Below are 19831 nucleotides of genomic sequence, written 5' to 3'. Positions count from 1 at the left end.
TTTAAGATGTTTCTAAATTTTCACGGTAAATATAAAAAAAATTACACATTTTGAGTCGTTTTATGAAAAAAATTACAATGCCTTCTAACATTAAAAAAATTTCGATTAACTTTTCGAAAGCCATTTCGGAATTAGATCTCATAAAAATCAAGCGTTTTTAACGCCAATGTTTCCCAGCCTTCAAAATCGGCATTTTCTCCTATCTCATTCCTTAATTTATTAACCATTAGTTTATCATTATTCATAGACAGAATATTTTGGACAAGTTCATCAACATTGACGGGTTTAAATAATAAACCATTTTTGCCATGCTTAATAACGTGGTTTAACCCGGCAATATCGCTTGCTATTATAGGAACATTAAAACAGAAAGCAGTATTTGGAATACCTGACTGTGATGCAGTTTTATAAGGCATAATTATGGCAACAGCATTTTTTATCATGAAAACAATTTCCTGCTCCGTTAAAAACCTGTTAATAAAGGTTACGTTTAATAAGCCGTCTATATTTACTAAACCACTTTTATCCCTACCCGCAATAACAAATTTTATTTTGGCATTTACCGCATTTACCTGCCTTATCGCTTCTGATAATATATCAAGGCCTTTATACTGTTCGATATAGCCATAGTATAAAAAATACCTTTCTGGAAGCTTAAGATCAACCGAATCAGTTGTGATATATCTATACGTCTCAAATAAACCAAAAGGAATAACCGTGGTTAACTCTTTCGCTTTTCGAGGATAGTTCTTAAGAAAAATAGATCTAACATTTTCCGAATGAAAAATCAATTTAATTGAACTATTGCCTAATCTGTTTAAAAAGGTTTTTATAAATAGCGTTTTCAATTTACCGGCGCGTTTAGTGAGCCGCTCTCCGTCTCCTTCATGCAGTGTTTGTATCACCTTTTTAGCCGGAAAAAAGTATTGTATAAAATTAAACCGAAACTCTTCTCCAATAAAATGCAACTTATCAAAATTGTTCTTCCTGAGTTCCTTTATAAATTTCCAGATTACTAACGTCCCTACCTTTTTAGAGTTACCGCACACTATCACTTTTATAGATACACCCGAATTATTAAAATAAGCCTTTACATCTGATGGTAGACATTTCCGAACCTGGTCATCAGTTAATAAACCTGTTTCAGCTAAGTCTTTAAGGTTTAACATTGGCGGCGAAAGCAAACTCTGGTTTAAAAAACAATACAAAGTAATATCGTTATTCAGAGCAAGGTATTTTGCTAATGGAAAGGTACTTTCGAAAAAAGCAGGGGATATAATGGCAATTTTCATAAATTACTTAAAAGCAATATAAGGTAACGACTTTTAACGAGCTTTTTTGGCGCCGGTTAAAAAAATCAAATATCTATCAATGAAATACATAACCGGCAGCGATATTAACAGAACTACGGATGTAACTGAAATAGCCTGCCCTATCGATAAATGTGTCGGTAGTGTCATTTTTAGTACCTTCCACAAAAAAGAGCATATGCTTATCAGCATGTTTTGCACACACATTAATATTAATGTGTTCAGTGAGATAAAAACGATTAACCTCCCTTTAATAAAGCTTAATAAAGAAGATAATGCTATAATCATGAATGTACCTGAAAATCCAGTGATATAAAAAAGGATTATATTTTGTCCCCAAATAGTAGCATTAATATCTGCACGGCCGTTATATTTAACCAGATAAAAAGTAGCTACAGAAAAAACAACAAGCATAATAATGTTTACTGCTTTTTGTTTAATTACTTTAACAATTATGCCGCTCCTTTTTAGTAATACCCCTCCTATAAAAAATGGCAGGGCCAGTATAGCACTGTCGATCGAAAACCAAAGGTCGTATTCGACATATTTGATCCCCATTATGATGCTTACTAATAGCAAAGTGATGCAGATAATATATTCAATTTTGTTTTTAGTGATCTTCGCCAGGTATTGATAAATAAGTTTGATGTTAAATAAAGCTATTAAAAACCATAACGGATCATTTGTGCTGCGCGAAATGGGGGTATCATAACCCACCCCCAGTAATAACCCTAAAAAAGGCTTTACTGCGCCTTCTTGAAGTAACGTACCGGGATATTCGCTACGATGCCTTAAAAACACAACCACAAACCAATACACAAAAGTAATGAGGTAAAAGTAGCAATATGGAACCAACAACCTTTGCGCATCCTTTTTTACGGTTTCTTTAAAAGTGTTATTATTTTTATGCAAATATCCCGAGATAAGGAAGAAAAGAGGCATATGAAAACTGTAAATAAAGGTTGTTATTTTAGTTTCTATTAAAACTAAATGTCCCAATACAACCAACGCGATGCCTATCACTTTTGCATTGTCAATCCAAAACTCTCTAATTTTATTTGTCATTAACGGAATTTGCAACGCTGTTTCCATTACCTGGTGTTTTATAAAAAAATAGCTTTAAATGTTTTTAAAATCGTCGGCAAATTTTTTACCGCTCAATAAACTTTGATCACTCCATAAATATTTCCACTCACCAAAACGACCTATATATCCAACTCCATTATCATCTAAATAATTCTGTACTATTGATAAGTTTGATGTTCTGTTATGATCAAATATTACGTTGGCATGCTTTACCTCCCGGTAATCACTAACCTCCACATCTTCGGCCGAAAACAGTCCCATCTTTTTCCCCTTATTAATTACATGCTCAATTAACGACCCTCCTTTTAGCTTTGCAGGTATTGAATTTGAATAATAGGTTTCAAACTGGAGTGAACTCTTCCCTTCAGGTACATTATCACCTGACTTCAATGAAGGAGAATAGGCACGAGACGGTAATATATCCGAGTCATAGATATAAAACCAGAGGTGTTTAGCTATATGGGGTGTGTTAAATCCCAATGATACCAATTGTCCGGATGTTGTCACCAGTTTATTAGCAGCTTCCCGTACTTTTTTAGGAACGTCCTTTATTATATTAATAAGTTCGGGCAATGGCAAAGATGATACAAGTGTATCGAAATATTCACTTGATCCATTCGCGAATTCTACTCTTTTTGCCCTCATGTCAATCAAGGAAGCCTCTCTTCCACAATTTATGTCCACTTGCTCCGCCATCAACCGCAAAAATGACTTATATCCACCCTTTAAAGGGTATCTCATTTCTGATGCATAATAAAAATTATCGTCCTGCACTTCAAATGCGCCTTTTAACAAGTTATCCAATAGCGGAGTGCTAAAGCGTTTTGCAACCCAATCAACAGTAAGTTCATCTGCTCTTTTGCCCCAATACTTTTCCGTATACACACCTGGAAAATTATCTGTAAAATATGAACCAAATTGAGCCAAGAGCCATTCATAATAGTTACGAGGCTCGGCTATATTAGGCTTGTTTACAAAATCCAATATAATTTTTACCTTTTCATCAGCACTTAACGGGGCCAGATTATTCTGCGCAGGATGTTTTAACCAGGAGCCTTTATAATAATTTGTCGACAATGGAAAATGCCTTTGAAAATCAGCACTTTTGGCAAATAAATCATTTACATATTCATTGGTTGAAAACGACAGATGTACAAAATGGTCAAACGTAAATCCATTTCCTATACTAAAGTTATCACAAAGCCCTCCCCAACGTTCTCTCTTTTCATAGATAGTATTGTTTACACCTTTTAAATTAAGATGATACCCAGCCGAAAGGCCGGCAATTCCGGCTCCTAATATTACAACCATAAACCGTTTACTTCATATTTAATTTAACAAATAATACCATATTTTTTAATAATTAACATCTTCAACTATTTGAGATAGCTTTTAAATCCATTTCCTTAACACGCACAGCTGCTTTTTGATTTTCAGTATATTCAAGATTATAACAATCAATTAAATATAGCGCAATAGCAAAAACAGGAACACTACTGAGGTAAGAAAACCAATCCTGAGCAGCGAAATAGAGCAGAAAAGTTAAAACAAAAAAGTATCGAATATATACTCTCGACTTAGGTAACTTAACTTTAAAAACGGATTTGTAAATTATCTTAAAGACAACAAACACATAAAGTATTCCAAATTTGCTAAATCCGCCAACAATCCCTACATCCTCTCTGAAATAATGTTGTTTCATCCAAAGCGTATATATCTCCTTGCCATAGGGGCTGGATGAATGTTCCCATCCATTTCCGATCACAACGGTTAACCAGTTGGGCCAGAATTCTAATAAATAAAAATGTATCTCAATGAATCTAATATAGCTGTCTCCTGCAGATAAGTCATCACTTGATACGTTAATTAAACCGGTGATATAGTCATATTTAATAATTACGATCAAAACAATAGATATCAATAAGATAAAAATTTTCGATATATTTCGTTTTCCTGCTGAGTTTCGACTATAAAAAATAGTCAAAATTATGGCAAACAATAAAACTCCGAGATATTGCCTTGATCCTGTAAAAAATACCCCTATAATTATTGCAATCAACGCGACCATTTTCATAAACTTAACCCTATCTAACAATTGGGACAAGGTTTCTAATGCTACAAAAAAACCAACAAAAAAACCGGCTATTGATAAACGAATTACACCTCTAGTTTGAGCAAAAAATTCGAGAAACTCGTCTGTATTATCTCTACTTTGATTGAAATAAATAGCCGGATATAAGCGCTGCTGCACGATTACCACAACGCCCCACAAAAAACCAACCTTAAACATTTCGTTTAATATAAGCTTAGGGCTATATTTCTTGATATGAAGATATTTATATAATAGCCAAAAGAATATAGGGCGAGCAACCCATACTGAAATGTAAAAGTTTTGGCCGTGAAAAAGATAAGCAGGAACTGAACTAAACAATACAATCCCTATCAAGTAGTTAACTTCTTTGTCAAAATGCCGTTTTATCAATGAAAAAGAATCTTCCTTTTTTGTTTGCATAATTGTTACAATCATTATAACAATTAACAAAAGCCTACCTGCCTCTGTCACTACATTCGGTATTAAGACAGTGGAAAATACGTCAGTGCTAAATAAAACAGCAAAAAAAACAAAAAGTGATCCTCTTTTTATTGTCATATATTAATGCCGGTGGATATCCGATCCATCGTTGAATCAGGATTTGTAAAATTTATTAAAGAACCCATAAAACAAAGCGGAGTAAGGAATATTATATTCTTTTCTATTACTTAGGTAAAACCTCGTCATATAAAAGGAGCTGCAACCTTTAGACATCAACTTAAATAAATAACTGAATGCCTTGTTTTTAGCTTTATCAATTGCTTTTTTTATCATACCTAAGGGATATATCGAGTTTTCAGTAAATATATCTGACGTGGAAATGTCTGATACCTGTTTGTACAGGAAATTTATGTCATCAAGTCTAAGTCTGAAATTTTGTTTCGAGTTGGAAAAATTATTGGTTACCACCCTATACTCAAGCCCAATATCAGAGATATATCCAATCCCTTTTTCACCTAGTAAATACCAGGTAAGATCATCCATTCCCCATCCCAAAGGAAAAGTTGGGAACCCACCAATAGATTTTAATTTGGCTGTATCGACAACAAAATCTGATAAAAACTGCAGTCTCTTAATCGTAAGCCTGTGATATAGGAAATCAGGAAGTGTCTCGAAATTATTACATAGCGGAGAGTAGTTTGTTACCTCACCTTTTTCGTTTATCAATTTTACCCTGCAATGGTACACATATAACCCAGGCATTGAGTTTATTAATTTATAAAAATTACTAAGGCTATCCGGAGTCAGGTTATCATCATCGCTCAAGATTAAAAAATATTGACCTGCTGACCTTGATAACACTTTATTAAAATTATCATAAATAGGTAACAGCCGATCATTTTCATAATACTTGAACCGGACATCACCCAAATAGTTTTCTATCAATTCAGCTATTTGTATCCTATCCTCGGGTGAAGAAGCATTGTTTTGGATTACTACCTCAAAATCGGAGAACGATTGATTTAAAATACTATCTATAGTATTTTTTAAAAAACCAATTTTAGTTACAGGAAGACCTATGGTAAAAAACATACTAATTAGCTATGGTTTTAAACTTTGACTTGTAAACAACATAAATAATACTTGCAACTAACAGAATTAAAATTATTCTGATCCACAGAAATGTATTAAGAGGAAGAAAAACTGACAAGCTAAAAAGAATAATAGCCCATATAAACTCCCTTATTAAATTCAATTTTATATTTAACGACTTCGTGAAAGTATTGTATAAAAAAGGCAAAAATATCACATAAGCAATAAGGTAAGATATTGACAAGCCCAGTCCTCCATACTTACTACCGATAAACAAAAATGGAGTAGCTATCAAAGAGTTAGCTATCCCCCATTTTGAAAGTAATCTTTGGTTATCTGTTGCGCCCCAAATATTCCCTATATACCAATTTAGAGCAAAAATGAAAAGGAACCATATTTGGTATTGAATTATATTAACTGACGGCAGAAACTTCGCGCCGAACAAAATTAACACCACTTCTTTGCTTACCAAAGTAAAACTAAAACACAAAAAAGAAATGATTATGATAAAAAGAGGAAAAGTCTTTTTCAATTTATCAAGTAATAGTTCCTTATTAGTCACCCAAAGATTACTAAAACTTGGAAATACTGCCGACATGCCAAGGTTGATTACCATCTTTATTGGGTTAATCAGCCTGTTGCTTGTGTTAAAATATCCCAACTCAACTTTAGTAGAATTAATTTGGAGAAAATTATTTGATAAGTAATTAGTAGGTAAAGTAAATATATTATTTAAGTAATAGTGTGAACTATCTTTGATCATGCTCCTGCCAAATTTCAGAAAACCTGAAGCACTACCTTTAAGTATATCTTTTACTAAAAACATCACCGAAAATATCACCATTGTTTTTCCTAACAGGATTAAAGTATAATATTTAATTACATAATTAACAGATATGGCCGACGAGGGAGTTATTATGATAAATACTAGCCAAACAATTGAGAAAAAAACATTAATCGACTCGGCAATGCCCATACGTTGATGGCCTTGCCAGATTGCTTCACAACTGCTCCACAAGTTAAGTACAAATACATTTATAACTAGATACAACAACAGTTCCGGGCTAACAGAATGGGCAAAATGTTCGTAAATGAGCATTAATATAACCGAAAAACCAAGCCCGATAAGCTGTAAAAAAATTGCTGAAAAAAAAACAAGCTTTGATTTCTCTCCGTCCCGAGCAACTGTACGTATTGAAATATTTCTTATACCTAACTCTGCAATAACAGCGTAAAGAGCCGACTGAATAAGAATATATGAAAACACCCCGAATCCGGCAGGTCCTAAAATCCTTGCTATTTTTATACTGGAAAAAACCAATATAAATTGACTTAAAAAATTCCCAATAGTTAGATATGAAAAATTTTTAACAACCTTATTTGAAAGAATTTTCTTTATAAAAGTAGACATATTTACGCCACAATTAATTATAATTTTCTATCCACTTTGATATCAAAATTCAGACTTTTCATTATCACAAATTCTTCGTTCGTAAATAGTCCTCAACTCCTGTTTCTAAAACCACTTTAGCATCCCAATTAAACAGATCCTTTTGCAAAGAAGTGTCGGCAACAGCATACATTACATCGGTTGGGCGATAACTTTTACCACCCCAGTTTATATTGCATGGTGTTCCGCTTTTTTGCGCTATTATTTCTGCGAGTTGCTTAATGGTATGTCCAACCCCTGTACCCACTTTGAAAACACTTTTACCAGGCACGCTCTGATAATTACTAATGAGTTCAAGGTAAAAATCAACTACATCATTGACATGAATAAAATCAAGTACCTGCCCGCCGGGTGACATATTAACCGGCTCAGGGGTTATGATTGATTCATAGATATAGTCAATAATCTTTTTCTGACTGTCATTCCCCCCGTAAATAGTATAAGGGATAACAGTTGCAGCCTTAAAGCCATAAGCCTTTGAGTAATAATCAACAAAATACCTTGATGCGCTTTTGGTTGCGGCATATAGATAAGCCGGATCAATGTTTGCATCTCCCTTAAAATATTCGGCAAAGGTTCCTGTATTGATAAAAAACCTCAGCTTACTTGTTTTTAGGGCATCCATCAACCTCATCATATACAAGAGGTTACTATCCAGCAGTCTTTTCATATCAACATATGAATCAGACGAGGTTAGGTATGATGCAAGGTGGATCGCTATTTCGGGTTTAAACACGTCTAAAGCGTCAGTCAGCGCATCCTGATCATCAGTAACCACATACTTGCTAGTTGTTATGCCAAACAACTTTTCTGATTTATCAGCATCACGGGTAAGCTCCAACACATGATGGCCTGCTTCAATTACCTTGGGCACCAGGTGTTTTCCTAAAAAGCCCGTTGAACCTGTTATTAAAACATTCATGCAAATGGTGATTTGATATCGTTAAATCGATCAAAAGCCATATCCCTTGCAGATACTATAGGCTCCGTTACCGGCCATTCCATTCCAAACGAGTCCCATCTAACTCCGTGGTCGAAGCTATTATTATAAACCGATGTTTGGATGTATGATACGATGGTGTTGTCTTCAAGTGAAAGAAAGCCATGAGCGCATCCTACCGGTATATAAACAAGTTTGGGCTGGCTTGCAGATATTGTGGTGTAAAAATATTGCCCGAATGTTTTTGAATTTATTCTTATATCAAGAACCACATCAACAATGCTTCCGGTATTCACAAATACAAGTTTTGTATGCTCGGCAGGTGGCGACTGGAAATGCATACCACGAATCACATTTTTGTGCGACATCGAAAAATAGCTTTCCTTAAAATCGGTACGGAGATTATTGGCTACAAAAAAATCATCATTAAATATCTTGGTAAACGATCCCCTGGAATCTTCAAGCTTTTTTAAGTGCAATATTTTGAGATCTTCAATAATGGTTTGTTCCAGTTCCATATTTTAAAGTTTACTACGCCAATAACAATTATTGTAAATAAGCCTTAATTACATCGGCCATATAATCATAATGACTTTCATTTAAACCAGGCCAAACGCCAAGCCAAAAAGATTGATTCATAATGATATCTGTATTTTTCAGATCACCTATCTGTCTGCTTTGAACGCCAGTGTAAGCCGGCTGGCGTAATAAGTTACCTGCAAATAAAAGCCTGGTACCTATTTTCTTTTCTTCAAGATGTTTAACCAACATATGACGGTCGGCCGCGTCGCCTTCACGAAGGGTAAGTAAAAAACCAAACCAAGACGGATCGCTGTTTGGCGTTGGCTCCGGCAGGATGAAGATTTCCTCAAACTGCTTCATGCGCTCATACAAAGCTTTATAATTTTCGCGGCGTCTTTTAACAAAATGATCAACTTTTGTTAATTGCGATACGCCAAAGGCCGCTTGCATATCGGTTACTTTTAAATTAAATCCGATATGTGAATAGGTGTATTTATGATCATATCCATATGGTAATGTACCCAGTTGCTGAGCAAAGCGGCAACCACAGGTATCATCTTTGCCAGGCTCGCAGTAGCAATCACGTCCCCAGTCACGGAAACTTTCGGCCAGCTTAGCCAGTTCAGCATTGTTAATCAACACGGCTCCCCCCTCACCCATCGTAATGTGATGCGCTGGGTAAAACGAAAACGTCGAAATATCACCAAAGGTGCCTGTCTTTTTATCTCTATAGGTAGCTCCTAATGAATCACAATCATCTTCAACAACCCATAAATTATATTTTTTTGCAACACGCAAAACTTCATCAAGGTTAAATGGATTACCTAATGAATGAGCAACCATAATTGCCTTTGTTTTTGGCGATACCGCACTTTCAATGTCTTCGGCTTTAATATTATGAGTTGCAATATCAACATCTACAAAAACAGGGATAGCACCAAATTGTACAATAGGATTAACCGTTGTTGGGAAGCCAGCGGCTACAGTAATTACTTCATCGCCAGGCTTTACTGCGCGTTCACCAAGTTTTGGTGAAGTTAAAGCATAAAACGCTACGAGGTTTGCGGATGAACCGGAATTTACAAGCAAAGCTTTGGTTGCACCAAAGTATTTTGCAAACTCGCTTTCAAATTGGTTTGCAAAGCGTCCGGCAGTAAGCCAGCCGTCAAGTGCAGCTTCAACGCCTAAAAGTATGTCATCTTCGTCAAGAACTTTACCTGTTACGGGAATATAATTTTTTCCCGGAACTATGGTCTGGGTTGATTTAGCTTTTGCAATCTGCCTTAAACCGGCTTCAATATCGGGGTTGGTGATGTTTTTAAACATGCTACTTATTAATGGGGACAATGTCAATTTATATACCTGTAAATTCTAATATCTGGTTTTCTGTATATGAAACAATACCTTTGGGATCGTTCAAATATGCTTTATACCAATTAATTGTTTTCTGAATAGCTGTCTCAGCATTAAACCTTGAATTCCATTTCAATTCGGTTGTCGCCTTTGTGATATCAAGTTTTAGCAATCCGGCTTCATGCGGCTGGTTATCGGTGGTCACTACTTCAAACTCCCCGTAACCCCAGGCAGCAATTGATAATTCAACCATTTGCTTAACAGGAAGGGCATCTGTTAATTGAGGCCCGAAATTGTACGCCGTTGAAAATTTTAGAGGATCTGTTACCAAACGGCTTCCTAACAACAAATAGCCAAAAACCGGTTCCATTACATGCTGCCACGGCCTTACAGCATTGGGGTTACGAATAATTACCGTTTCATTTTTTGAAATAGCTCTAACGATGTCGGGGATGAGACGATCTTTTGCCCAATCGCCGCCGCCTATCACATTCCCTGCGCGACCAACCGCAATTGCCTTTTGATGAGTTTCATATTTCGCATGATTAAAAAACGAATTGCGATAAGAATCAATAACCAACTCGGCACATGCCTTACTGGCGCTATAAGGATCATAACCTCCTAAGCGGTCATTTTCGCGATATGGAAAAATCCATTCATTGTTATGATATACTTTATCAGTAGTAATCAACACTATCTGGCATACCCTTTTAACAAACCTCACGGCATCAAGCAAATTGGCGGTTCCTATGGCATTTACCTCAAACGTTTCTGAAGGTATATCATAAGATAACCTTACCAGGGGTTGTGCTGCGAGATGAAATACAAAATCAGGTTGAAAAGACTCAACAGCTTCAATCAATCTATTTCTGTCCCTAAGGTCGGCAATTACAGATTCGCAAATAGCGTCGCCGTTTAAAATGTGGTACAAGTCAAAATCATTTTCAGGAGCAAGAGAATAGCCTTTCACTTCGGCACCGAGCATGGTAAGTATTTTTAAAAGCCATGAGCCTTTAAAACCGGTGTGCCCTGTCAGGAAAACTCTCTTTCCCTGATATATTTTTTTTAATTCGTCAAACATATTACCAAATTTTCCATTTAGCTTTATTATTTATCCAATCCTCTTCCAACTCGTGCTTATCCCGTATAGTATCCATTGGTTTCCAAAAACCTTCGTGTTTAAAAGCAGTCATTTCTCCTTCTTCGGCTATTTTTTCCATCGGCTCCCGCTCCCATATCGAACTATCGCCAGCTATATAATCAAAAACAGATGGTTCACAAACAAAAAAACCTCCATTTATCCAGGCACCGTCGCCTTTAGGTTTCTCCATAAATGAGTGTACACTATCGTCGGGATTTAAATTGATAGCGCCAAATCTACCCGAAGGTTGTACAGATGTAACCGTGCATTTCTTTCCTGTTTTTTTATGATGTTCAACAAGCGCTCGGATATTAACATCGCTAACACCATCGCCATAAGTAAACATAAAAGTTTCGTTACCTATATGAGGGCTTATCCGTTTAATACGACCGCCGGTCATTGATTCATTCCCAGTGTCAACAAGGGTGATCTTCCAAGGCTCGGCCTGAGAATCATGCACTTTTATGGAGTTGTCTGAAAGATCAATTGTAACATCTGATTTGTGCAAAAAGTAGTTTGCGAAATACTCTTTGATTACGTACCCCTTATAGCCTAAGCAAACAACGAAATCATTAAAACCATGAGCTGAATAAATTTTCATAATATGCCATAAAATAGGCATTCCTCCAATTTCGACCATTGGTTTGGGCCTTAGAACGGTTTCTTCCGACAACCTGGTTCCTAAACCTCCTGCTAACAATACTACTTTCATGTGAAGATGGTTTGATGATTAATCTTTATTTAATTATTAACTTATTATTGCGATTAGCTTACCAAGCAGCAGATTCAAATAATTATACCAATACACTTACATCGTTTGTAAGCGGATATGAGCAACATAGCAAATATTCATCCGGTTTAAGCTCATGAGATATTTTTTCTATTCCAATTATCTTTAATTTACCTGTAAGTAACTTCCCCTTACAAACCGAGCAATTACCTGTTTGGCAAGAATATGGCAGTTCAAGTTGGGCATCCAAGCCGGCTTCGAGTATACTTTTACCACTTACTACCTCTACAAATGTTTCCTGGTTGTTGCTGATTATCTTTGCAACTTGCGTCATAATCCCCTCAAAGTCCTTGGGGTTTTTTACTATTTCAAAATCTTCGGAAAAAATACATTCAGCACTAATACTTAAGCCCTTGAGTGCTTCCTTAACAGACTCTTTTAATCCAACAGGGCCGCATATATAATGAATCGTATTAGCATGATCATCAATTTTATTCATAACGGCATGAACTTTTGACTGATCAATACGACCTTGTATTACACTGGGGTTTTCCTCGTCAATTTTCAAACGCGTATGAAAATGCCACACTGAAAATTTTGATTTATATTGATCTTTCAACTTATGTATGAGATCTAAAAATATACAGGATTCAAAATTCTTATTACCATATATCAAACTTACTCGCGGACCATTTGGTAATGATAAAGCATATTTCGCTATTGACATCAGCGGCGTTATGCCGCTTCCTACTCCCCATAACACTATTTGCTTATCGGCCGAAAACTGCAATTCAGTATAGGTAAAGTCGCCCAATGGCTGCATCACTTCGATCAGGTCATCTACCTTTACCTGATCATGTATATGGTTTGAAACAACTCCCCCCATAATACGTTTGATAGTCACTTCAAGATATTGATCAATTCCAGGTGCAGACGAAAATGAATATGGGCGTAAAAATCGTCTACCATTGATCCGGAAAATTAGGGTCAAATATTGTCCGGGCAGATATTTAATTTTTTTCAGCCCAGACTGCTTAAAACACAAGGTGATCGTATCTTCTGTTTCCTGTCTTATTTCTGCAACTCTTAATGTATAAGTAAGCATGGGGCGTTATTTCACTATAAATCTTTAAATGAAGCAGTCAGCTTATTTTTTAAACAGTTTGTTAAACCATGACGAGTTAGCTCTTCCCTCTTCACCATAGCCATAACCATAGCCGTAACCATAGCCGTAACCATAGCCGTAACCATAATATCCGCCTTTTTTGGTTTTTATGTCATTAATAACCAGGTAGGCTCTTCTGAATTTACCCTCGCTTACCAGGTCATTAATTATGTTTAGTTGTGATTTGAACGTATATTCCTGTCTTACCACATATAAACTGGCGTCAACAAAGCGTTCAATAAGTTGCGAATCAGAAACCAAACCAATTGGTGCACTATCAATAACGATATAATCAAACTTGGTTTTAAGATAGGTTATTACTTCTTCCAACTTATCACTCATCAGTATTTCAGATGGATTTGGAGGGATTGGTCCAGACGACATTACAAAACAGTTTTCAGAAAAGAATGTAGGCTTAATTATATCATCAATGCTAATGGTTTCAGATACTGCATAATTTGTAAACCCGAAATCCCTGTCTAAACCAAGATTTTGAGACAAGCGTGGCTTGCGTAAATCCAATTCCAACAAAATAACCTTTTTTCCGCTTAAAGCCAGTACGCTGCCCAAATTGGTACAAATAAAAGATTTACCTTCCCCAGACATGCTTGAAGTAACCATGATAACATTTGACTGACCAACCTTTAATACAAATTGAAGGTTAGTTCGCAATGCCCTAAATTGCTCCGAGATGATAGAACGGGCTTTATCATGAGCTACTAACGATTTTTCATCAGAATTATTACCAATTTCACCCAATACAGGAATCTTGGTATTTGACTCGATATCTTCTTTATTGATAATCCTGATATTTAACGAATCTTTAAGATAAATATATCCCCAGGGTATAAGTACCCCCAATATAAATCCAATAAAATAAATAACAGCTTTATTAGGCTTATATGCTAAATAATCGCTCTTTGCCGGATCAATAATCCTCGCCGTAGACAGTGTGGAAGTTCTGGCTATAGCAGTTTCTTCTCTTTTTTGCAAAAGGTACAGGTATAGCTGTTGCTTTAAATCCTGCTGACGGGCATAGTCAAGATATCCCCTTTGCTGCTTTGGTACATTTTTAACTTTAGAAGTCAGTAATGAGTTTTGCGCTTTTAACTTATCTATAACTACTATAAGTCCCTTTTTATAAGTTTGGAAGCTCTTAACCAATCCGGCTCTTGAAGTTTCAAGCTCGCTATCAATATTTTTAATAACAGGGTTATCTTCCTTGTATGAAAGCATTAAATTATCCCTGCTTATCAGTAGCTGATTATATACTTTAATAGCTTCAGCAAAAATAGGATCATTCACAGAAAGTGTACTTGGAATTATTCTCCGGTTTTGGGGATCAGTAATATACTTTTCCAGGTCATTAACAAGCGTTAGCTGAATTTCTTGTTCGTTTAATTTATTGTAATAACCAGAAACATCCGATACAAGCGCCTTACCTTGCTCATCAACATCTGCCAATTGATTTTCTTGTTTAAACTGCTGAAAATTCAACTCAACCCCTGATAATTCCTTACTAACTACGCCAATCCTGTTATCGATAAAGGTTAAAGTACTATCAGCAATTTCAATTTTATTTTGATGGTTGCCTTGTAAATAAAGGTTCATCAACTTTTGCAAAATTGCTTCACCCTTACGAGGATTGGAATAAGGTATGGTAAGCGCAAGGGTTGTACTTTTTTTATCGGTCAGGTCAACTGTAAAATCCTGACTAATAGCCTGAACCCTGTCATCTATAGAAGTAATGTTTAATTTATATCCTTTAGTTTCTATAGCTTTTCCAGGAACCTTTGAAAACACCAGCGAGAATTGCGGTAAATGAACCATGGTAGCAAACTTAACGGTGGTATCTACGCTCTCTTTCCGGTTAACTAAATGTATTAAATCATTTTTAATTTCAACATCGTAATTCCTGGCCTGTATTGAATCGACGCTTGGAGTAAATTGTACGGTAAATGGTGCCTCGTCATACAATTCTATAGAATTAATTATGCCTTTTCTATAGATTGTCACGTCAAGGTGCAGATCTCTTACAACATCAGCCATTAACGACCTTGATTTTAGTATGTCAATTTCATTATAAGCATTACTTGACAAATCTAAAAGATCTGAAAAATCCATTAGCGAACTACTACTTGATTTCCCTCCGAGCAATCCACCAGATGATCCGTCATCTATCGTTATTTTACTGTTTATTTTATAACCGGGTGTACTATAACGTCCATATGCAAAAGCTATAGCCAAACAAACTGGAACACTTATAACAAATAAATACCAATTAGATATTGTATTTCCGACAAATTTTTTAAAGTTAAAGTCTTCTTCTTTATTAAAAGCTGAATTCAATTCCTGATTTCGAAACTCCATAAAATAATTATTTCCTTGTAAGATAGATTACTAATACAGATAAAAGAGATCCAATGATGGTATAGTTTCGAGCTTGGGCGGCATCCGTGGCAGCTGATTTGGCCACATCCGGTTGGACATAGATCACATCATTCTGTCGCAGATAAAAATATGGAGATGACATAATATCACTCTTCTTTAAATTAACCCTGTAAGGGGTTTTAGTACCGTCCAAATTTTCGCGGATCAACAAAATATTATCTCTTTTACCAAAAATGGTAAGATCGCCAGCCATAGCAATTGCATCCAACAGACTTACTTTCTCATTTGGAAGAATATAAACCCCCGGCTTTAAAACTTCCCCGGTTACACTTATTTTAAAATTAGCATACCTTACAATCACAGTTGGGTTATTGTAATACTTGGAAGCTACATCATGTATAATAGTTTTTAATTCAGAAGTAGTATGCCCTACAACTTGTATCTTTCCTAAAATGGGAATATCAATATTACCCTCCTTATCAACAAGATAACCAGCAATTCCAGATTGCTGACCAGCTCCTGCTGATGCCGCAGTTATTGAAGATAGTGGTTGATTAGGCGTTGTTGAGGACGACGGATTAATATTACCAGTGTTTATAATTTGTGTAGAAAGCGGATCAATGGTTTGAACTACTACAGACAATATGTCATCAACCTGCACTTTAGGTTCTGTATATGCAGCTGCAGGAATAGTTTTGAGCTGACCCGAATCCGGAATATCTTGAAAATACTTTATTTTTTTTTGAGAGGAGCAGGAAAAAATACTGGAAGTACCGAAAAGAATTAGTGAAATGATAAAAAGATTTAATAAGTGTTTTCTTCTCATAGAATTAAGTTTTCATATCTAAAGTAGGTATCTAAGCTGGTGCAATATATATACTTTTTTCAAAATATCAATGATAAATTATCAACTTTCTTAAAAAAATAGTACTGACGTAACTTTTTTTTAACAAGAAGCCGTTTTTAGTATCATTATCAAAATTTAAGCTTAACCAACGGTACCGCCAAAATTTATCGGAAAATCGTATCCGTTTTTACCGTTCTTGATTTTACTGTTAACTGCTTCAAATTTTTCAATATTGTCCTAAATTGCCGAAATCAACCGTTTAGCATGTTCTGGCGTTAAAATAATTCGCGATTTTACTTTGGCTTTAGGAGTACCAGGCATTTACGCGTATAAAATCATTAACAAATTCTGAGTTTGAATGGGTATTATAGCCAAATTTGAATACACTCCGTTGGCAATTTCCTCTGATAACTCGATACTTAATTGGCTTTCAATCTGTTCTTCATTCATATGCTATCTATTTTTTTAAAACTAAAAGCAATTTATCGGGCTCACCTTATTGCTTTATGAAAGGTAGGCTTTTTAAACAGTCAAAATAAAGATTTTGTTTTTAAAAAAATCGATATAGATTTTAAGAAGCAGATAAACTATTTTTTTGAAAGTAGTATAGAGGTAAACGGCTGCAGTGTTATTTTTTTTGAATATATATTCTTTTTAACATCCTGATAAACACCATCCAGTATAATCACTTTGGGTTTATCACTACGGTTACACTCAAAGCGCACAGCCGATGGCATTGATACTTTTTGAAAACTAGAATCATTTTTGCTATCATAATCAGATTTCCAGTTGGACATATCACCTGATGAAGTCAAAGGAACACCAACAAACGAAGATTGTATATTTAATTCTTTTTGCCCCGGTTTGGGCATATATACATTGGAGCGGAACGCCCCAATTTTATTTACTGCTACACTACCCTTATTTGATCTGAAATCAGCTACGTATTTACTCCGGTCGCCTGATACGAATATATTGTTGGACACTTTATTGTTTTTAGCAATCTCATCAGCAAAGTTGAAACTATAAGAAAATAGCAATTGTTCAAAATTATCATAAGCCGTGTTATCTTTAACTGTAATATTATATGCATTATGGATGAAAATACCGGCGCCGTTGTTATGAGCCACTGTATTACCCGATATGATCACATTTTTTGTATTATCATCCATATAAATACCACACGAAGGCCACGGAGCTGAACTGCTGGCAGCGTAGCGTTCCGGTTCAGTACCCGGCCTGGCATTTACTCCATTAAAAACAAGATTACCTATAATTTGCCTTGTCCCGTTAAGCTGAATATTATTGTTTGAATCACCTGTATAAATCCCTCCGCCATCATCTTTTACAAAATTAAAATAGTCTATAACATTATTTTTAACAATTATATCTCCCTGAAATGCGATCGGGTTATAACCTGTGCTATCAATTTCGTTATTTGATACAACATTGCCGGCTCCCTTGATCAGGATGCCAGAATAACTACCGTCGCCACTTTCGCCCATGCCTGGTATCGTTCCGGTATTCTTAATAACATTGTGATTAATGTTAATGCTGTCGCAGTTAAACCGACTAAGTATCGCGTTGTTGTTGGTATTTTTAATAGTTGAACCTGATATAACAAGTCCGTGCGTGTTAACGATTGTAACCGCATTACCGCCTGAATAGTTAATTGAGATATTGGTTAGGCTTACATTATTTGCGCCGTTTACAAATATTGTATTTTTGTTAGATCCGGTGAACGCAATATTATTAACAACGATATTGCTTATCTTTGTTATTGATAACAATGATGCTTTGGTGCTCACTTTGATATCCATATTATTAGGATCATTGTTCCCAAAAAACATCAGCATCTTTTTTGCGGTAGGATCAAAATACCATTCGCCCGCTTTGTCGAGAGTTTTAGCACTGTTTTGAACGAAGAAACCAAATTTATCAACTGCCGGATAATTGGAAGCCGACTTATACGAAATAGAATTACCGCTTTGCGATAAGATAGAGTTACGGTCAATTATCCAGTGGTTTTTACGTATCACAATTTCAGCACCTGTCCAATCCTGTGAACCACTTAAACCATTATCACTTATTGAATTTCCATTATGTGAGTCAATTGTTAAATACCCTCCATTAGGTGCATTCATATTAGGATAACGTCCGATACCTTGTACAACATTATTAAGCACAACCATATTTACACCAGCACTACATGACGGGCATTCACTTGCCCAAACTCCTCCACCCCTTGAACGCCAGGCTTTCAATACTTCAAAACCAGTTACTTCAGGTAACGATCCAATTCCGTAATCAGCAATAATAATTGGTTTAGCTACACTACCATTGCCCATAGGAGTAAGTTGCTCATTCCAACTGCATCCTCTTTTCAAAAGCACCTGATCTCCAGAAATCAACCGCACGGCGTTTATTTTACGTATGCTTCTCCACGCCTGCGTGATTGATGTCCCGTTATTGCTATCATTACCATTTTTTGCATCGATATAATATGTTGTCCCATTACCTTGAAGAGCGTCACTGTTCAAAACAAAGCTCCAACTTAGTAATGACGAAACAAACAATAAACTACCAATAAGAGTTATTTTCCCCTTTATTAATAAAGCATCTAGTTTATGCATGATTTTCATATGGCTATTTGATGATGATGGATCGAGAGAAAGCTATCCAATAAAAATGAATAACGTGTGAAGAAATTTATTTTCCTATAACCGTATACTTATAAATACCGCGCTAAATAACTTTAGAAATTTAATAAACTATTTTCGCCAACACGATTTTATTGTTTTTTAATGAAACTCACAAAATGGCATTTTAATATAATATTATCAATTATGCTTGCCCCATTGTACCGCCAAAATTCATAGGGAAACCTGGATGATCAGGCTGTACTTTGATGCGGCCGTTAATGGCTTCATACTTTTCAATGTTATCTTCCAGGGCCGAAAGAAGGCGTTTGGCATGCTCGGGGGTTAATATGATCCGCGATTTTACCCTGGCTTTGGGTACGCCTGGCATTACCCGGATAAAATCCAATACAAACTCAGAGTTTGAATGAGTAATGATAGCCAGGTTTGAGTAGATACCTTCTGCAATTTCTTCTGAAAGCTCAATGTTGAGCTGATTTTCATTTTGTTCTTCCATGCTACTAAAATAACAAAAAGACGTTCTCCATAAACAGCCTTTTTTTGAGGTGATTATTGAGCCTTGTTTTACTTTCGATAACATGGATCAACCCCATTGTGACCTTGCGCAAGGT

General features: G+C 35.7%; 16 protein-coding genes and 1 pseudogene. All 17 read right to left on the bottom strand.

Annotated features, from left to right (window positions below):
• Nucleotides 1-131 precede the first annotated feature (131 nt).
• Nucleotides 132-1292, bottom strand: coding sequence for a glycosyltransferase family 4 protein (locus tag ACEN82_RS02505; protein ID WP_413320240.1), 1161 nt, complete (start codon nt 1290-1292; stop codon nt 132-134).
• Between the two features lie 33 nt (nt 1293-1325).
• Nucleotides 1326-2402, bottom strand: coding sequence for an acyltransferase family protein (locus ACEN82_RS02500; RefSeq protein ID WP_413320242.1), 1077 nt, complete (start codon nt 2400-2402; stop codon nt 1326-1328).
• 27 nt (nt 2403-2429) lie between these two features.
• On the bottom strand, nt 2430-3707 hold the full coding sequence (locus tag ACEN82_RS02495; RefSeq protein WP_413320244.1) for a protoporphyrinogen/coproporphyrinogen oxidase: 1278 nt from the start codon (nt 3705-3707) through the stop codon (nt 2430-2432).
• Between the two features lie 61 nt (nt 3708-3768).
• Complete coding sequence (locus ACEN82_RS02490) at nt 3769-5046, bottom strand: hypothetical protein (RefSeq protein WP_413320246.1); 1278 nt, start codon at nt 5044-5046, stop codon at nt 3769-3771.
• Nucleotides 5047-5082: 36 nt separating this feature from the next.
• The gene (locus ACEN82_RS02485; RefSeq protein ID WP_413320248.1) at nt 5083-6021 is read right to left on the bottom strand and encodes a glycosyltransferase family 2 protein; all 939 of its coding nucleotides are present in this window, start codon (nt 6019-6021) and stop codon (nt 5083-5085) included.
• Between the two features lies 1 nt (nt 6022).
• Nucleotides 6023-7432: an oligosaccharide flippase family protein gene (locus ACEN82_RS02480; RefSeq protein ID WP_413320250.1), complete on the bottom strand. Its 1410-nt coding sequence runs from the start codon at nt 7430-7432 to the stop codon at nt 6023-6025.
• 64 nt (nt 7433-7496) lie between these two features.
• Nucleotides 7497-8393: an NAD-dependent epimerase/dehydratase family protein gene (locus ACEN82_RS02475; protein ID WP_413320252.1), complete on the bottom strand. Its 897-nt coding sequence runs from the start codon at nt 8391-8393 to the stop codon at nt 7497-7499.
• Nucleotides 8390-8929 (bottom strand): dTDP-4-dehydrorhamnose 3,5-epimerase family protein, encoded by a 540-nt coding sequence (locus ACEN82_RS02470; RefSeq protein WP_413320254.1) that lies wholly within the window; start codon nt 8927-8929, stop codon nt 8390-8392. Before ACEN82_RS02470 ends, ACEN82_RS02475 begins: the two co-directional genes overlap by 4 nt.
• Before the next feature lie 28 nt (nt 8930-8957).
• Nucleotides 8958-10259, bottom strand: coding sequence for a lipopolysaccharide biosynthesis protein RfbH (rfbH, locus tag ACEN82_RS02465; protein ID WP_413320256.1), 1302 nt, complete (start codon nt 10257-10259; stop codon nt 8958-8960).
• 28 nt (nt 10260-10287) lie between these two features.
• Complete coding sequence (gene rfbG / locus ACEN82_RS02460; RefSeq protein WP_413320258.1) at nt 10288-11367, bottom strand: CDP-glucose 4,6-dehydratase; 1080 nt, start codon at nt 11365-11367, stop codon at nt 10288-10290.
• A 1-nt stretch (nt 11368) separates the two neighbouring features.
• Nucleotides 11369-12139, bottom strand: coding sequence for a glucose-1-phosphate cytidylyltransferase (gene rfbF / locus ACEN82_RS02455; RefSeq protein ID WP_413320260.1), 771 nt, complete (start codon nt 12137-12139; stop codon nt 11369-11371).
• Nucleotides 12140-12221: 82 nt separating this feature from the next.
• Nucleotides 12222-13262 carry an FAD-binding oxidoreductase gene (locus ACEN82_RS02450; protein WP_413320262.1) on the bottom strand — a complete coding sequence of 347 codons (1041 nt, stop codon included), beginning with the start codon at nt 13260-13262 and terminating at the stop codon, nt 12222-12224.
• A 42-nt stretch (nt 13263-13304) separates the two neighbouring features.
• Nucleotides 13305-15692 carry a GumC family protein gene (locus ACEN82_RS02445; RefSeq protein WP_413320264.1) on the bottom strand — a complete coding sequence of 796 codons (2388 nt, stop codon included), beginning with the start codon at nt 15690-15692 and terminating at the stop codon, nt 13305-13307.
• A 7-nt stretch (nt 15693-15699) separates the two neighbouring features.
• Nucleotides 15700-16539 (bottom strand): polysaccharide biosynthesis/export family protein, encoded by an 840-nt coding sequence (locus tag ACEN82_RS02440; protein ID WP_413320266.1) that lies wholly within the window; start codon nt 16537-16539, stop codon nt 15700-15702.
• A gap of 162 nt (nt 16540-16701) precedes the next feature.
• Nucleotides 16702-17010, bottom strand: a pseudogene (locus ACEN82_RS02435) (DUF3467 domain-containing protein).
• 137 nt (nt 17011-17147) lie between these two features.
• Nucleotides 17148-19202, bottom strand: coding sequence for a right-handed parallel beta-helix repeat-containing protein (locus ACEN82_RS02430; protein ID WP_413320268.1), 2055 nt, complete (start codon nt 19200-19202; stop codon nt 17148-17150).
• 202 nt (nt 19203-19404) lie between these two features.
• Nucleotides 19405-19716 carry a DUF3467 domain-containing protein gene (locus ACEN82_RS02425; RefSeq protein WP_090528662.1) on the bottom strand — a complete coding sequence of 104 codons (312 nt, stop codon included), beginning with the start codon at nt 19714-19716 and terminating at the stop codon, nt 19405-19407.
• Between the last annotated feature and the right edge of the window lie 115 nt (nt 19717-19831).

This window comes from Mucilaginibacter sp. Mucisp73 (assembly GCF_059491465.1).
This window is presented reverse-complemented; position numbering and strand designations above follow the sequence as displayed.

Coding starts and splice junctions, on each gene's coding strand:
- ACEN82_RS02505 (WP_413320240.1), bottom strand. CDS start 1,292: ATGAAAATTGCCATTATATCCCCTGCTTTTTTCGAAAGTACCTTTCCA.
- ACEN82_RS02500 (WP_413320242.1), bottom strand. CDS start 2,402: ATGGAAACAGCGTTGCAAATTCCGTTAATGACAAATAAAATTAGAGAG.
- ACEN82_RS02495 (WP_413320244.1), bottom strand. CDS start 3,707: ATGGTTGTAATATTAGGAGCCGGAATTGCCGGCCTTTCGGCTGGGTAT.
- ACEN82_RS02490 (WP_413320246.1), bottom strand. CDS start 5,046: ATGACAATAAAAAGAGGATCACTTTTTGTTTTTTTTGCTGTTTTATTT.
- ACEN82_RS02485 (WP_413320248.1), bottom strand. CDS start 6,021: ATGTTTTTTACCATAGGTCTTCCTGTAACTAAAATTGGTTTTTTAAAA.
- ACEN82_RS02480 (WP_413320250.1), bottom strand. CDS start 7,432: ATGTCTACTTTTATAAAGAAAATTCTTTCAAATAAGGTTGTTAAAAAT.
- ACEN82_RS02475 (WP_413320252.1), bottom strand. CDS start 8,393: ATGAATGTTTTAATAACAGGTTCAACGGGCTTTTTAGGAAAACACCTG.
- ACEN82_RS02470 (WP_413320254.1), bottom strand. CDS start 8,929: ATGGAACTGGAACAAACCATTATTGAAGATCTCAAAATATTGCACTTA.
- rfbH (WP_413320256.1), bottom strand. CDS start 10,259: ATGTTTAAAAACATCACCAACCCCGATATTGAAGCCGGTTTAAGGCAG.
- rfbG (WP_413320258.1), bottom strand. CDS start 11,367: ATGTTTGACGAATTAAAAAAAATATATCAGGGAAAGAGAGTTTTCCTG.
- rfbF (WP_413320260.1), bottom strand. CDS start 12,139: ATGAAAGTAGTATTGTTAGCAGGAGGTTTAGGAACCAGGTTGTCGGAA.
- ACEN82_RS02450 (WP_413320262.1), bottom strand. CDS start 13,262: ATGCTTACTTATACATTAAGAGTTGCAGAAATAAGACAGGAAACAGAA.
- ACEN82_RS02445 (WP_413320264.1), bottom strand. CDS start 15,692: ATGGAGTTTCGAAATCAGGAATTGAATTCAGCTTTTAATAAAGAAGAA.
- ACEN82_RS02440 (WP_413320266.1), bottom strand. CDS start 16,539: ATGAGAAGAAAACACTTATTAAATCTTTTTATCATTTCACTAATTCTT.
- ACEN82_RS02430 (WP_413320268.1), bottom strand. CDS start 19,202: ATGAAAATCATGCATAAACTAGATGCTTTATTAATAAAGGGGAAAATA.
- ACEN82_RS02425 (WP_090528662.1), bottom strand. CDS start 19,716: ATGGAAGAACAAAATGAAAATCAGCTCAACATTGAGCTTTCAGAAGAA.